This window comes from Flavobacterium sp. (genome assembly GCF_029945805.1).
Classification (GTDB): Bacteria; Bacteroidota; Bacteroidia; order Flavobacteriales; family Flavobacteriaceae; genus Flavobacterium.
The window spans coordinates 171,966-188,502 of sequence record NZ_JAQSDH010000022.1 but is presented as its reverse complement, the minus strand read 5'-3'; the positions used below and the strand labels follow the sequence as shown (position 1 = coordinate 188,502).

Genomic DNA, 16,537 nt, shown 5'->3' with positions numbered 1-16,537 from the left:
CTTAATTAAAGAAAAAATTAATTTTATTTTATTTATGAAAAAACTTGTTATTAGTACATTATTCGTAATGCAAGTGCTTTTTAGTTTTGCGCAAACAACAACGGGAATAACTGGAAAAGTTGTTGATTCTAAAGCTCAAAAGCCATTACAAAATGTTGTCGCTTCTATTCAAAACAGTGCTTTAACTGCTTTAACAGATCGTAGTGGTGTGTTTACTTTTAAAGACCTTCCTAAAGGTGGTCAGTTAGTACAAATTAAAAGTGCTGGTTTTAAAGATCAGTTGTTATCAATTGAAGTTGAGGAAGGTAAAATGCTAGACTTAGGCGTAATTGTTCTTGAAGAGGATATCACGTCAGAACAACAACTAAGTTTAATCACGATTACTGAAGGTGATTTGGGTGATGACAATAGTGGTTCTGAAAGCACCGCTGGATTATTACAGGCTTCAAGGGACGTTTTTCAACAAGCTGCGGCTTTCAATTGGGGTCAAGCGCGTTTTAGAATTAGAGGTCTTGACAACGAGTACGGGACAACCATGATTAATGGTGTCACAATGAATAAAATTTACGATGGTAGGCCGCAATGGTCTAATTGGGGTGGATTGAACGACGCTACAAGAAATCAAGAATTCACAAGTGGCTTAGCGCCTTCAGATTATACTTTTGGCGGTATCCTTGGTACACAGGAAATTAATACCAGAGCATCTATATATAGAAAAGGTTCAAGAATTTCATTTTCAGGAACAAACACAAATTATACTTGGAGAACCATGGCAACCCATGCTTCAGGTATGAGTACGAGCGGTTGGGCCTATGTAATTTCTGCATCTGGTCGTTGGGCAAAAGAAGGGTTTTTTGAAGGAACAGACTATGATGCAAAATCATTGTTTGCCAGCGTTGAAAAGAAATTCAATGATAATCACTCGTTGAACTTTACTTCTATCTATGCTGAAAATAGCCGTGGTAAAAGTTCGCCAAACACAGAAGAGGTTAGAGGATTGGCTGGGAAAACTTACAACTCTTACTGGGGTTGGCAAGATGGAAAGAAAAGAAATTCAAGAGATAAAGTTGTTGATGAACCAATCTTATTGTTGACGCATTATTGGAAAATTAGTGATAAAACAAATATGACTACAAATGTTAGTCATCAGTTTGGTAGAATTGGGAACAGCCGTTTGGATTTCCAAGGAGCTGATAATCCAGATCCAACTTATTACAGAAATTTACCAAGTTTCTATACTTCGGTTTACAATCCTGATGATTACACAGATTTTCAAGGTGATGATCCTGCAAATATTGCTCTAGGTCAACAAGCTACAGCCAATTTCTTAGCAAACCGACAGATCAACTGGAATCAAATGTATCAAGCGAATACTAATACGTCCGACGGTCATAGTGCTTATATATTATACGAAGACAGAACAGATGATAAAACGTGGACAGCAAACTCATTTATCAACTCACAATTGGCTGATAATATTAGTATGAATGGTGGCGTGACTTTCAGAAAATTGAAATCACATAACTTTGCTAATCTTTTAGATTTATTAGGAGGTCAGTATTTCCAAGATTATGATAATTTTCAGACCGGCTCAGAACAGCAATCTGATTTGAACAACCCAAACAGAATTGTAACACTAGATAATAACGGTGATACCAAATTTGCTTACAACTATAACTTGTTAGCGAATACCCTTGATGCATTCACCCAATTCAAATTTAGCTACAAAAAAATTGATTTCTTTTTGGCTCAATCATTCGCAAGAACTCAGTATCAAAGAGAAGGTTTATATAAAAATGGTATTTATCCAACCAATTCATTTGGAAAAAGTGAAAAGTTCATTTATGAAAACTTTGGTTTCAAAGGTGGTTTGACTTATAAAATTACAGGGAAACAATTCTTCGCTTTCAATGCCGCGTATTTGACCAAAGCACCAACGTTGCGAAATCTTTTCCCTAACGCACGTCTTAACAACAACGCTACTATTGGACTTAAACCAGAAAACATTACTAGTGGTGATGTGAGTTACATCATTAAAGCACCAAAATTCAAATCAAGACTTACTGCTTTTTACTCAAACATTAAAAACGCAACAGAAACTTCATTTTTCTTTGGAGAAGGAATTTTTGCGGATGACGGTGGAGATGGTGGAGATGCATTCGTAGCTGAGACAGTTACCGGCATTGAAAAACAAAATATTGGAGTAGAATTAGGTATGGAATACCAATTGACTTCTACTATTAAAGTATCATTTAGTGGAAACTATGGCGAATACACTTATAATAATAATCCAAATGTATCTTTGAATAGAGATGATTTGGCGAGCCCAACGAATACGAATCCTATTACAGATTTTGGACAATCTTCCTTAAAAGGATACCGACTTTCTGGTGGACCACAAACTGCTGCTTCATTCGGAATCGAATATAGAGATCCTAAATTCTGGTGGATTGGTGCTAATGCCAACTACCTTGCCGATAATTATATGGATATATCTGCATTGTTAAGAACAGATAATTTCTTCAGAAATCCGAATGATCCTTTTGGTCTGCCTTTTCCTGAAGCAACAAACGATCGTGCCAAAGAATTATTAAAACAAGAGAAATTTAATGATTTTACTTTAGTAAATTTAACGGGTGGAAAATCATGGATGATTGATTCAAAAACTAGAACTACCGTAGGATTTTTTGCTTCGATTAATAACGTATTTGATGTTGATTACAAAACAGGTGGTTTTGAGCAAACAAGAAATGCTAACTTTAGAGAAGTAAATCAGGATATTTCTAGCGGAACTCCAGCGTTTGCTCCTAAATATTTCTACGGATATGGAAGAACGTATTTCGTAAACCTTTATATTAACTTTTAATTAAAACAGTTATGAAAAAAAATAAAATAATATCAATTTTAGGATTGGTAGCCTTATTATCTTTCTCAGCATGTTCTCCGGAAGATGATATTAGAAATCCGAATTTACGACCAGTGCTGTTCTCAGAAGATTTTGCAGCTGGTGCAGTTGATAATGTCGTTTTAACTACTGCAGGGTGGGAAAATATTGCAGAAGTAGGAATGGCTAAATGGAAAACACAAGTGTATAGCGGAAATGCATATGCCGAATTCACGTCATTCCAATCGGGAGATGCAATAAATATCGGATGGTTAATCTCTCCAAAAATTAATATGGATGCAACTGAAAATGAAGTACTTCAATTTCAAGCCTCTCAAAGTTTTGTTTCCTCTTCAGCGAACTCTTTAGAAGTTTTAATTGCTACAGATTATGACGGGACTAATTTAACGACGGCCAATTGGCAACCTGCAACGGGAGCTGTGTTACCAACTTCAACTTCTCCGTTTTTTGCTTTTATAAAATCAGGAGAAGTAGATTTATCGAGTTACACAGGAAGTATCACTATTGCATTTAAAGTAAAAGGATCGGGCACTAACACTGCTTTGGACGGTTCTTACCAAATTGATGACATTAAAGTTTACACTAAAAATTAATAACCACTATGAAAAAGATAATTTTAAAATCGGGTTTACTATTGTCAATGACAGTAGTGCTGTTTTCAGGTTGTGCGTCGGATGATCATTACACCACTCCAGAAAATACTTTGACTACCTATGAATTAACGACTACACGAACTGTGGCTTCTGTTAATTCAGCGGCTACTGGAACTCCGGTTCAGTTTACTACAGATGATATTATTGAAGGGTATGTAACTTCAAGTGATGAGAAAGGAACATTCTACAAATCGATTTCGTTTCAAACTATCCCTACAGATGGTTCGGATCCAATAGGATTTAGCGTGCCAATTAATGTTACAACCTTGTATGGTAGAGGATTTACGCCGGGTAGAAAAGTGTACATTAAGTTGAATGGTTTATATGCTGCTCGAGTTTTTGGTTCATTACAAATTGGTTCCTTGTTTGAAGGTGGAATCGGTAGAATTTCGGAATTCGAATGGAAAGATTATTTGTTCCCATCGGCTACAATTGAGCCTGAAAGTAAAATGGTTAGAACATTGACTTTGGCTCAAGCCTACACAGATGTTGTACAAAATACTTTAGTCGAATTAAGCACAGTTCAATTTTCAGACGGCTCAATTAACAGAACGTACTATGATGTGGATTCAGGCGGAGGCGCTACAAACCATACGCTAGTTTCATCGGCGGGAGGGCCTGAACGAATTATTCGCTTCAGCAGTTTCGCTCCGTTTACAGGAAATACAGTGCCTTCAGAAAGTGGACAAATCAGAGGTGTATTAACAAAGTACAACAGTGATTTCCAATTCATAATTAGATATGAAAGCGATATTAAGCTAACACAAACTCGTTTTGATACAAGCCCAGCAATTGGTGGAACAGCGTTGGTATATTCAGGTACATTAAATGAGCCATTTACTTCCTATACTACAACTAATCAATCGGTATTTCCTAAATATATTAATGATCCAGTAGTGGGAAGCAGAGTTTGGCAACTTAAAACATTTAGCGGTAATAAATATATTGAAATGAGTTCTTTTGGCGGATCAGGTAATCCTGGAGTTCCTGCTAAAGTTTTGTTTTTTGTTCCAGTTGATTTTACGGCAGCTAATACATTTACCTTTAAAAAATCAATTCGATTTAATGCTGGTGAAGCTTTAAAAGTATACTACGTAACAGCAGCTAATTATACTCCATTATCGCCAGTAAATCAGAGTGCTTTTGTTAATATCACTTCAAGCTTTACCATTGGTTATCCTGCAATTGGTTCCTCAGATAGTGCTTTTTCAGCTGTTGGGACATATGCAATTCCTGCTAGTTTGACAGGTGATGGTTATTTTGTCTTTGAATATGTTGGAACTACAACTGTTACAACAACTGTTCAAATAGATGATATTGTTATAAATTAGTACGATTAAAAACTATAGGTTAAATAAAAAGAGAGTCCCGAATAATAAATTCGGGACTCTCTTTTTGTTACTAAAATGCATTCAACCTTTTGATAGAGTTCCTGTTAACGTTTAGCTAGTTTGAAATAAAGCTAATAATTAATTTTTTCTAGACGTATTTCTGTTGACTTCCCTTTTTCATCGAAATTTTCCACCAATGTAATATATCCTTTTTTAGATGGAAAGGCACTTATTGTACTGGTTTCTGTTTTGAGATTAAGTGTTTGATTATTGAATTTTCCATCAGCATATGAAACGACACCATATAAAGTACTTTTCTTTCTGTTTCTTGAACCCTTTTCATTATCGTTTAAAAAGAATAAAAACTCGTCGTCACCCAAATTCTGATAGTCCATAAAATCAAACATTCCATATTTTTTTATATCGTTTGAATGAGCACTTGTACCTGGAAACTTATTTTTAAACTTATCAACCTCAAAAACCTGATTAAGTTTTAGATCTTTAGATAGTTCCAAAAAGTACATATTGTTTGTTGTAATGGGCTGTTGTAGAAAAGCTTCACAAACAGCGATGATTCTACCATCACTCATTGGTAGCATATTGTGAATAAAAATGTGGCCTTCATTTTTAATATAACCATTTGCTTTAATATCTAATTTAGCGCCAATATCCTGCCAATAAATAAAATTCTTGTCTTTCATTTTTCCTGTCGTTTTATCTAAGCGGTAGCTAAAAAGGCCTGTATTATCCGTGTCATTTGTATATCCAAATTCTGATTTAGCTGAAAAATTACCTAAAAGAATTACTTCATTGTCAGTTAATTTAACATCGACAACCTTATAAGCAAAGTCTTCCATATTTGGAAATAAAAATTCAGTAATCAGTTTTCCGTCTTTGGAATTAAAAATTAATACTGAAAAGGCATTTAACATTTTTGCCCAATTTTTCTGGATATGATTAAACATCACAATTACATCTTTATCTGAATTTAAATAAGTGATAACCCGTGTCTTCTTTTTGGTAGTTCCATCTTCATAAATCGTTTTCCATACCGGATTGAAATTCTCGTCGAGCTTTGACAAGTAGCCAGTTTCATTTTTGGAAGTTTTGTCTAATTGCGTTGCGTTGACCATCAACCCAACACCATTATAATAGCTCATGTTTTTTGATTCATTCCCATTATAGTTCTTCAGCTTTCTATCAAACGTTGGATTTACTATAATTTTGTCATTGTTATAAATAAATGGCTCACTAAGTTTATTAGTTTTTAAATCCAACGTTCGAAATCTTTTATAAACTTCATACATCCCCGGTCCAAAATCATCATTGAAGCGGATCAGCAATTTGTTGTCAAAAAGTGATACTACTACTTTTATACCTTTAGCATCCATTGCCCATGACTCATACTTCATTTCGGTTATAAAGCCATTGGTGACCTTTGCAAGGTTTTCATCTAAGACCACATATTCAAGCTCATAAGTTTCTTTAGCAATTTTATCAGTTTCAAAAAGGAAAAAATATCCTTTGATATTGTTGTTTGAATCTTTAATGGCATCCGATGAATAGAATTTCCCTTTAGATAATTTGTTCAAATCCGTAATTTGTGCTTTTGCTACGAAAGAAATAAAGAGTAAGCCCGCTAGCAGTTTTTTTTTCATTATGAAGGTTTAAAGGTTGTAGTTATGATTTCCAAATCGGTAATTTGTATGTTGTTAATGAAAGTAATAAAACGATTTTCACTGGCGGTATTTTGTTTCTTATCGTATGACTGAACATAGCGGTTTATCGTATAATTTCTCCTTGATTTGTAGATTTCCTGGAGATTCAGATAGATAATGCTTTTATAAAAAGTGTTTGCTTTGTCATTCTTATAAAGCTTCAAGGATTCATAAAGCGAAGGTCCATATTGCTTTTGGGAATATAAATTAAACAGGTTTTGATAGATGCTGTGTTGCTTGATTTCTGTAAAGGCTTTCGAAACCGTTACCTTTTCCTGAAGCGGATTCTGAATCATGTTTTGAACCAATTTAATACGTGCAGCACAATCGGGATGCGACTTCAATGAATCAATATGGAGACGCCTTTCCCCGTCATATTGCTTGAAAAGGCTTTCTTCCTCTGTAAAATACTTGTCCTTTATTTTAAAGTCAGTTTTTTCAAAAAAAGCTTTATAATCTTTGACACTCAACGAATCCTTTTCTTCGTCTACCGTATCTAATTTTTCCAGAATCGCAAGCGCAGCTTTTGGATTCCGAAGTGTTTTTTTATAAAAAACCAATCCAAGGGAATCGGCAGCTATTTCCTTTTTTCTTCGCTGGCTGTAATTTTGGTATACAATGGTTTTTAGCAAATCATTTGCCTTTGTTGCCTTTCCGTATTTTTGTTTTTGTATTTCTTTTGTCTTTTTTATAATATCTTCCGAAGTCGAAATTTTCGCAAAATTCTCGATTTGATTTTTCACATGATTCAGAAACTGATGACCAACTTCGTGTGAAATTACGAAAGCCAATTCATCTTCATTGTCAAGTGCCAGAAACATTCCATAATTTAAAACGACGATTCCGTTACCTAAATTAGAAGCGTTGACTTCAGAATCTTTTGATAAAAGGATTTTATAATCAGCAGTATTGATATTGTTTTTATTCAGAATCTCATTAAAAATTCCCTGTAAGTATGGATTTACGTCGCTGTTGCATAAAAATTCTCCGTTTTTAATTCTTTCCAGAAATTCATTTTGCGTTTCATTAAAAACTTCCTTGATGATATTTCTTTCTGCCGAATTGGAATACGTGATATTCTTATTTACAACCTCAAATTTTTTCTTGAATTCAGTATACAAACTTGTTTTACACTCCGCCGCTGCAGTTGTATCAATACGTTGAGGACTTACTTGCGCGAACAAAAAGAGGCCTTTCAATAAATAAACAAACAATAAAAAGTTTCTCATCTACAAAAATTAGGGCGAAAAAAAAGGAGCTTGAAACTCCTTTTCCTGATAAATATAAAAAAAATAATGAATCACAATGATTATTACAATGTTCCTCTCAACATTTGTTCTCTTTCGATGGATTCAAATAATGCTTTGAAGTTACCAGCACCAAAACCTCGTGCACCCATTCTTTGAATTACTTCGAAGAATAAGGTTGGTCTGTCTTCAATTGGTTTGGTAAATATTTGGAGCAAATAGCCTTCTTCATCCGCATCAATCATAATCCCTAATTTCTGAAGCTCATTAATGTCTTCCTTAAACTTATGCATGTGATCCTTCAATCGTTCCGGAATCGCATCGTAATAGGCTTGTGGAGGCGTGCTAAGGAACTCGATCCCTCTGGAGCGCATATCTGCAACAGTTGTGATGATATCATCTGTAGCAACCGCTATATGCTGAATTCCTGGGCCTTCATAAAAATCTAGATATTCTTCAATTTGAGAACGCTTTTTACCTTCTGCGGGTTCGTTAATTGGAAATTTAATTCTTCCATTTCCGTTGCTCATTACTTTTGACATCAAGGCAGAATAGTCGGTTGTAATTTGTTTGTCGTCAAACGAAAGGAAATTTACAAATCCCATCACGTCTTCATACCATTTTACCCAAGTATTCATTTCGTTCCAACCCACATTTCCAACCATATGATCCACATATTTTAATCCAACTGATTTTGGATTGTAGTCGGATTTCCATTCCTTATAACCTGGGAGGAATGCTCCTTTATAGTTTTTACGTTCGACAAACATGTGAACAGTTTCTCCGTAAGTATAAATTCCGGCACGAATAACTTCTCCGTGTTCGTCGGTTTCAACTGTTGGTTCCATGAAAACTCTTGCGCCACGTTTTGTAGTTTCTTCGAATGCGGAACGCGCGTCTTCAACCCAAAGAGCGACAATTTTTACACCGTCTCCGTGTTTCTTAACGTGTTCGCCAATTGGAGAATCACTATTCAATGCAGTTGTAAGTACCAAACGAATTTTGTCTTGTTTCAAAACATAAGACGCTCTGTCTCTCAGTCCCGTTTCTAATCCTGCGTAAGCGAATGACTGGAAACCGAAAGCTGTTTTGTAAAAGTGGGCCGCTTGTTTTGCATTTCCGACATAAAATTCAACATAATCGGTTCCTAAAAGCGGCAGAAAGTCTTGTGCTCCTTCAAATATTTTTTCTAGTCCGTATTCAACGGATTTTAGTTCTTTACTCATTGTGTTATTTTTAGTTCGATTAGTATCGAAAGTTTTTAATTTTTAGCCCCGATTGGAATGGAAATCCTTTTATTGCGTTATAAAGTGTGGTCCAAATGTGCTTGGCTCATCTAAGCGATAAAAGATTGCAGTGGAAAGCGGGAAATAGCTCCTTCCTTTGACTGCATTTAGGATAATATTTATTCTACCCAAGATTTGTAATATTGGCCATCGTCAATTCCCATTGCTTCTTCAGTAACCATTAATGGTCGGAAAGTATCTACCATAACGGCTAATTCTTGTGTTTCTTTGTGACCGATGCTTCTCTCCATTGCGCCAGGTGCTGGTCCGTGCGGAATTCCTTTTGGATGCAACGTAATATGACCAACTTCAATATTATTTCTGGACATGAAATCGCCATCCACATAATACAAAACCTCGTCACTGTCTATATTACTATGATTGTACGGCGCTGGAATTGCCTTTGGATGGTAATCGTATAATCTTGGAACAAAAGAACAAACTACGAAAGTGGAAGTTTCAAAGGTTTGATGAACCGTTGGTGGCTGGTGCACTCTGCCGGTTATGGGTTCGAAATTGTGAATCGAAATTCCGTACGGAAAATTATAGCCATCCCAACCCACAACGTCAAAAGGATGTGTAGCATAAATCATTTCGTGCATCATTCCTTCTTTTTTAATTTTAATTAGAAAATCTCCTTTTTCGTCGTGCGTTTCTAATTCGGTTGGTAATTTGAAATCGCGTTCACAAAATGGCGAATGTTCTAAATGTTGACCCGATTCGTTTTTATAGCGTTTCGGTGTATAAAAAGGCGCAAACGATTCGACGTATAAGAGTCTGTTGTTTTCTGTTTCAAATTCGATTTGGTAAATCATTCCGCGTGGAATAATAAGATAATCACCTTCTTCAAAAGAAATATTTCCCAGCATGGAGCGCAATTTTCCTTTTCCTTTGTGAATGAAAAGCATCTCGTCTGCATCAGCATTTTTATAGAAATAGGTGGTCAATGATTTTCTGGGTGCTGCCAATCCGATAATACAATCTTTATTGAGAAGCATTGCTTTTCGGCTGTCTAAAAAATCATCTTCGGGTTTTAATTCAAACCCTTTTAGTAATAATGATTTTATGTTTTTACCGATGGCAATTTTTGGTTCAACTGAATAGGATTTGGTAATTTCCTTTACTTGTGTTGGTCTGTGAACGTGGTATAAGAGCGAGGCGTGTCCATGAAATCCTTCAGTTCCAAAAAGCTGTTCGTAATACAAACCGCCTGTTGGTTTTTCAAACTGCACATGTCTTTTTTGAGGAAAATCGCCGAGTTTATGATATAATGGCATTATGTAAAATTTAGATATTAGATATTAGATTTACGATGAGAAAACCCATAAAATCATTCCGGATTTCTTTTAATCAGGAACTTTAAGTGTGCTAATAAATTTACCCACGGTGTTTTCATGTACACAAATATCGGAAAAATTTAAATTTTGGACTTCTTTATTGTGAAATATTTATAAAGGAGAAAAGGTATTGAAAAATTGACAAATCAACCTTCAATACCTTTTCTATAGTAATTTCTATATTTATCTTCCTTTGTTAAAGCTATAAGCGTAAATCAACGTATGTAAAGCGGCAAATCCTAACGAGAAATAAAATAGGAAGTGATCATCGATTGCCGGATCTGAGTGATGAATAAAAGCGATAACAACTAACGCTATAACCATTCCAATGCCTGAGCCAGCTACTGTTTTGTAATTTTTTAAGCTGAATGCACCTTTGTTTAAAATACTGTGTTTCATGCCGTAGAACAAATACAAGTCAAAACCAATCATCATCCATACAATAAGCCTAATCCAAGTGTCTAATGGTAAAAACACCATCATAAATAAACAAACCAAAACACCTGCAATTGGAACAAATGGCACAAAAGGAGTTCGGAAAGCTCTTGGCGCTTCAGGCATTTTTTTACGCATAATTAAAACACCGATACAAACTAAGATGAAGGCAAATAGTGTTCCGATGCTTGTCATTTCACCCACAACTCTGGCCGGTACAAATGCTGCAAAAAGACTCACAATTACCATAAACAATAAATTGTTTTTTGCTGGAGTTCTGAATTTAGGATGTACTTCTGAAAATACCTTTGGCATTAGACCATCTTTACTCATAGAGAAAAACACTCGACTTTGTCCCATTAGCATAACCAAAATAACAGAAGCGTAACCTCCTAAAATAGCTAATAAAATAGCATTGTTTAACCAAGGATACGCCGGAGTAATCATTCCGTCTGGACCAGCAGTTCCCATTGCTTCAACTGCAATTGCTACTGGAGCAATTCCGTCTTTACCTGCAAATGCCTGATAGTTTACAACTCCAGTCATAACGTGAGCAAAAAGAATGTATAGAATGGTACAAATTGCTAATGATAGTAGTATACCGATTGGCATATCGCGCTTTGGGTTTTTAGCTTCCTGAGCTGCAGTCGACACCGCGTCAAAACCGATATACGCAAAGAACACAATTGCGGCTGCTCTAATAATTCCTGAAAAACCAAATTCCCCAAATTTTCCGGTGTTATCTGGAATATAAGGCGTGTAATTTTCGGGTTTGATGTATTGCCATCCCACCGCTATAAATACCAAAACAACGGTAACTTTTAATAATACTATAATTCCATTTACAAAAGCAGATTCCCTTGTACCTCGAATTAGGATCAATGACATTATCATTACAATTATTACTGCTGGAACATTTAGTATTCCGCCTTCAAATGGCGATAACATGTAAGCATCATCAATATGAATTCCGTAACCGCCTAAAAATTTTCCAAAATACCTGGACCAACTAATAGATACGGTCGCGGCGCCGACGGCATATTCTAACACTAAATCCCAACCAATAATCCAAGCTACAAATTCGCCCATTGTGGCAAATGAATAGGTGTAAGCACTTCCTGCGACAGGAATCATTGATGAAAATTCGGCGTAACATAATCCTGCAAAAATACATCCAAAGGCTGCTACAAGAAATGAAAGTGTAATGGCTGGTCCCGCATTCATAGATGCAGCTAATCCTGTGATTGAGAATAGCCCAGCACCAATAATTGCTCCAATTCCTAAAGCTACTAATCCCGATGCTGTCAATGTTTTTTTCAATCCTTTCTCAGAATCAGATGCTTCATTGAGCAATTGAGATAAAGGTTTTCTTCTCCAAATAGACATATAATGTGGTTTTTTAAATTAAGGTTTAGATTTCAAATATAGTTTTTTCTGTTTAATTATGATAAAAAAGTAGTTTGATTGCTTTTAAAACGCAAATCCAACGGTAAAATAGGCATAGCCTTTACTCAGTTCTGGAGACCAAGAATATTTGATTTCTACGGGGCCAACAATCGATTCTAATCCGTAGCCAATAGCATAACCGCTGTAGGTTGGTTTAGAAAGCCAGTTTCCATTTTCAAATAAACCGTCTGCTGCAGTGGCAAAGTTCGCCGCAAAATTAATGTGGTTTTTCTTGAAAATCTCGTAGTCCAAAGTAACACAGGATTTGATGTAACTATCGGCAGAAATGCTTAGGTAATCATAACCGTAAAAATGCCTGAAATTATTAATGGTATTGAATCCGTAGCCGCCTAAAATAAAGTCGAAAAAGTGAACACTATTTTCACCGATTGCGAAACCAGCTTCTGACTCTAATTTTATAGTGAATTTTTCATAGAAAGATTTCGCAATTGCAATTTCTCCTTTTGCAATAGAATAGCGGCTGAATTCTTTGGTATAATCAGAAGAATGAAGATAGGATTGAATATCGCCACTAAACAACCAGCCTTCCTTTGGGAAAAACTTATTGTCAAAGGAATCGTATTTCATATAACCAAATATACTGAGGTAACTACTTTTTTCAAATGTGGTACCACTTCCAATTAAATTGTCAGATTTAATCTTTAAAAACTTATGTTCAATTCCTACTCCAAGCAAAAACTTCTGGATAAAAACAGTTTGCATGTATGCCTGATTCGTTAGGTCTTGAAAGTCAATGTTAATGCTGTTTAGACCAAGTTGCGCCAATAATTCTCCATTTCTGAAATCTGTAGTAACATTTTGGTTGAACGCATTGTATCTTGACTTTAAACCAAAACTCCAGTAAAAACCATTGTCAAGATAATAATCCAAATTGTACCGGATGTTATCTCCAAGTCCGAGATCAAAGGAAGCCACATCATTTTTAAAAAGTATTTTTTTCTGTGTAATATTGGCCAATACCGCACTTTTGTATAGACCGTCGTAATGAATTCCAAATTTAAGATAGGTCTTTATCGGATTTTCTGTTAGACTTAGTTTTAGCTCATCTTCGCCTTCTTTTCCTTCAATAGTGTAGCTAATTCTGCTAAAGTTCTGAGTCGCATTTATCGTATTTATACCTTTTTTTAAATCGTCATAGGAAATTCTACTTCCGTTTTTAAAACGTAGTTTTCCTATAATATAAGATCTCGTATAATTATCCAATTTGTTTATCGAAATGTTTTTTAATGTTAAGGAATCATAAGTTATTTTTGCGGTAGTCACTTTATAGGTTTCTGATGTATTCCCAAGTTTTTTAATCTCTTCGTACATCGGAAAAACTGCTTCTTCGCCTTTTTTAATAATTTCCCTTCCCTCGGAAAAAGATATAACTCCATAACCAGAAACATCCGGTTTGATGTAAATATCAGTTAGCTTAAGTTTCTCCTTCATCTCTTTTATCATATCCAGATTAGTAATCTGAACCAAAATACGCGTGGCATCTTTCAAAGAATTTCGATCTTTTAAATCATCTTGAACATCAACGCCAATTACAATATCGGCACCCATTTTACGAATCTCTTCCACAGGATAATTATTGATAACACCACCGTCGATTAGCAATTTACCGTCTATTTCTACGGGAGAAAATAAGGATGGAAAAGCCGAACTGGCCAACATTGCTTGTGCTAAATAACCGTGATCCAAAGTCACCTGTTCGCCTTTTTCAATATCAGTGGCAATACATAAAAAAGGAATAGGAAGTTTGCTGAAATCACTAACGTGCCTTACTTTATGCGTAAGTTTTGATAACAGATTGTAGTTGTACATGCCTTTTGAAAGCGCTATTGGAATTCCAATTTTTAGTTTATTGAAGGGTAACGTAAGAGCATACATCTGGTCGTTGTGCTTTTCATAAAAACTTTTGGAAGCACGCGGAATATAATCTTGAAGCAGTTCGTCAAAATCGGTATGGTAAAAAATAGAATCTATTTGAGTCGCACTATAACCCGAAGCATACAATCCTCCAACAACTGCACCCATACTCGTTCCTGCTATGTAATCTACCTTAACACCGGCTTCTTCCAATACTTTGAGTACTCCAATATGAGCAAATCCTTTGGCGCCACCGCCACTCAAAACCAATCCTATTTTTGGACGTTTTTTTGTTTCTTGAGAAAAAGAAGCAAGAGGATGTAGTAGGCCAAAAGCCAAAAGCCAAAAGACAAAAGACAAAGTGCTGTAGAAAATTTTTTTTCTAACTTTTCCCTTTTCCCTTTTCCCTTTTTCCTGTTTTAGCATTATAATTCTTTTTGGTAAAAATCGGAAATTTTTTTGGCTTTAGAAGCACCAATAACCTCCGAAATTTCTATTTCTGTAGCCAATTTTAATCTTTTAACACTTTTAAAATGTTTTATCAAGGTCAACATAGTTTTTTCACCAATTCCAGGAATGGTTTCCACAGAAGAATTTAGTGCCGATTTACTTCGCTTATCGCGATGGTGCGTAATTCCGAATCGGTGTGCTTCGTTACGCAACTGCTGAATAACTTTCAAGGTTTCTGATTTTTTGTCCAAATATAACGGAACCGAATCGCCTGGATAAAACAGTTCTTCCAATCGTTTTGCAATACCGATGATGGCGATTTTACCACGCAATCCTAACGCATCAATACTTTTTAATGCCGATGATAATTGTCCTTTTCCACCATCAATAATGATTAATTGGGGTAACGGTTGCTCTTCGTCCAAAAGGCGTTTGTAGCGTCTGTAAACTACTTCTTCCATCGAAGCAAAATCATCTGGACCTACAACCGTTTTAATATTAAAATGGCGGTAGTCTTTTTTGCTGGGTTTACCATCTTTAAAAACGACACAAGCCGAAACCGGATTGGTTCCCTGAATGTTAGAGTTGTCAAAACATTCAATATGTCGGGGTTCTACCGAAAGGCGTAAATCCTTTTTCATTTGCGCCATAATCCGATTCGTGTGACGTTCCGGATCCACTATCTGTATTTGTTTTAACTGTTCCAATCGTTGGTATTTGGCATTTCTTTCGGATAAATCGAGTATTTGCTTTTTATCACCTAGTTGTGGAACGGTAACTTTTATCGTGTCGCCAAAATCTAAGGCGAACGGCAAAATAATTTCTTTAGAAGTCAAATGAAAACGCTCGCGAAGTTCTACCACAGCCAATTCTAATAGTTCTTCGTCGGTTTCGTCCAGTTTCTTTTTGAGTTCTAAAGTGAACGAACGAATAATAGCGCCGTGTGCAATTTGTAAAAAGTTGACATACGCTACAGCTTCATCCGATACAATCGAAAACACATCAATATTCGAAATCTTCGGATTTAAAACAGTAGAACGCGACTGGTAATTTTCTAAAACATTAATTTTTATCTTGATTCTCTGTGCTTCTTCAAACTTCATTTCGGAAGCCAATTCAATCATTTGTTTTTTGAAATCGCGCAAACTGTCTTTAAAATTTCCTTTTAAAATCTCCCGAATGGCATTTACCTGTTGTTGATAATTTTCTAAGGTTTCCAATCCTTCACACGGCCCTTTGCAATTGCCAATATGATATTCTAGACATACTTTAAACTTATGCGATTTGATATTGCTTTCGCTTAAATCGTAATTGCAAGTTCGCAGCGGATATAATTCTTTGATTAAATCCAAAATAGTGTGCACAATTTTGAAATTGGTGTATGGGCCAAAGTATTCCGAGCCGTCTTTAATCATTCTTCGGGTGGAAAATATTCGCGAAAAAGGCTCTTTTTTAATGCAAATCCAAGGATACGTTTTATCATCGCGCAACAAAACATTATACCGTGGTTGGAGTTTCTTAATCAGATTATTTTCGAGCAAAAGCGCATCTTGTTCAGACGAAACCACGATGTGTTTAATCGTGACAATTTTCTTAACCAAAACATTGGTCTTGGCATTATCATGTTGTTTGTTGAAATAAGAAGAAACTCTCTTTTTAAGATTTTTGGCTTTACCAACATACAGTATTTTACCTTCTTTATCATAATACTGATAGACTCCGGGATTGTCCGGCAGGGTTTGTATTTGAAGTTCAAGCGAAGGTGTATTCATGAAAACAAAGTTAACTGAAATCTCTAGAAATACAAACACGCATGAGACTAACATTTATCATGTTTTTTAGTTTTATAAAAAT

The 16,537-nt window shown here is 35.5% G+C and carries 10 protein-coding genes; 3 read left to right on the top strand and 7 right to left on the bottom strand.

Going from position 1 to position 16,537, the window contains the following annotated elements; genetic code table 11:
- The first annotated feature begins 34 nt into the window (after positions 1-34).
- From PSU83_RS05825 to PSU83_RS05815, 3 genes are read left to right on the top strand one after another with little or no spacing between them, the layout of a single operon-like run.
- Positions 35-2,866, top strand: a complete 2,832-nt coding sequence (locus tag PSU83_RS05825; RefSeq protein WP_300587826.1) for a carboxypeptidase-like regulatory domain-containing protein — start codon at positions 35-37, stop codon at positions 2,864-2,866.
- Positions 2,867-2,877: 11 nt separating this feature from the next.
- On the top strand, positions 2,878-3,498 hold the full coding sequence (locus PSU83_RS05820; protein WP_300587824.1) for a choice-of-anchor J domain-containing protein: 621 nt from the start codon (positions 2,878-2,880) through the stop codon (positions 3,496-3,498).
- 8 nt (positions 3,499-3,506) lie between these two features.
- On the top strand, positions 3,507-4,889 hold the full coding sequence (locus PSU83_RS05815) for a DUF5689 domain-containing protein (RefSeq protein WP_300587822.1): 1,383 nt from the start codon (positions 3,507-3,509) through the stop codon (positions 4,887-4,889).
- Positions 4,890-5,020: 131 nt separating this feature from the next.
- Here PSU83_RS05815 and PSU83_RS05810 read toward each other — a convergent pair whose 3' ends face one another.
- The 7 genes from PSU83_RS05810 to uvrC form a co-directional block, all read right to left on the bottom strand.
- Positions 5,021-6,547, bottom strand: coding sequence for a DUF6770 family protein (locus tag PSU83_RS05810; RefSeq protein WP_300587820.1), 1,527 nt, complete (start codon positions 6,545-6,547; stop codon positions 5,021-5,023).
- Positions 6,547-7,836, bottom strand: coding sequence for a M48 family metallopeptidase (locus tag PSU83_RS05805; protein WP_300587818.1), 1,290 nt, complete (start codon positions 7,834-7,836; stop codon positions 6,547-6,549). The genes PSU83_RS05810 and PSU83_RS05805 overlap by 1 nt, the downstream gene beginning before the upstream one ends.
- A gap of 83 nt (positions 7,837-7,919) precedes the next feature.
- The gene (hppD, locus tag PSU83_RS05800; RefSeq protein ID WP_300587816.1) at positions 7,920-9,080 is read right to left on the bottom strand and encodes a 4-hydroxyphenylpyruvate dioxygenase; all 1,161 of its coding nucleotides are present in this window, start codon (positions 9,078-9,080) and stop codon (positions 7,920-7,922) included.
- Between the two features lie 179 nt (positions 9,081-9,259).
- Positions 9,260-10,417, bottom strand: a complete 1,158-nt coding sequence (locus tag PSU83_RS05795) for a homogentisate 1,2-dioxygenase (protein ID WP_300587814.1) — start codon at positions 10,415-10,417, stop codon at positions 9,260-9,262.
- Positions 10,418-10,660: 243 nt separating this feature from the next.
- Positions 10,661-12,298: an amino acid permease gene (locus PSU83_RS05790; protein WP_300587812.1), complete on the bottom strand. Its 1,638-nt coding sequence runs from the start codon at positions 12,296-12,298 to the stop codon at positions 10,661-10,663.
- Between the two features lie 84 nt (positions 12,299-12,382).
- Positions 12,383-14,659, bottom strand: coding sequence for a patatin-like phospholipase family protein (locus tag PSU83_RS05785; protein WP_300587810.1), 2,277 nt, complete (start codon positions 14,657-14,659; stop codon positions 12,383-12,385).
- Positions 14,659-16,455, bottom strand: a complete 1,797-nt coding sequence (gene uvrC / locus PSU83_RS05780; protein WP_300587808.1) for an excinuclease ABC subunit UvrC — start codon at positions 16,453-16,455, stop codon at positions 14,659-14,661. Before uvrC ends, PSU83_RS05785 begins: the two co-directional genes overlap by 1 nt.
- Positions 16,456-16,537: the final 82 nt, after the last annotated feature.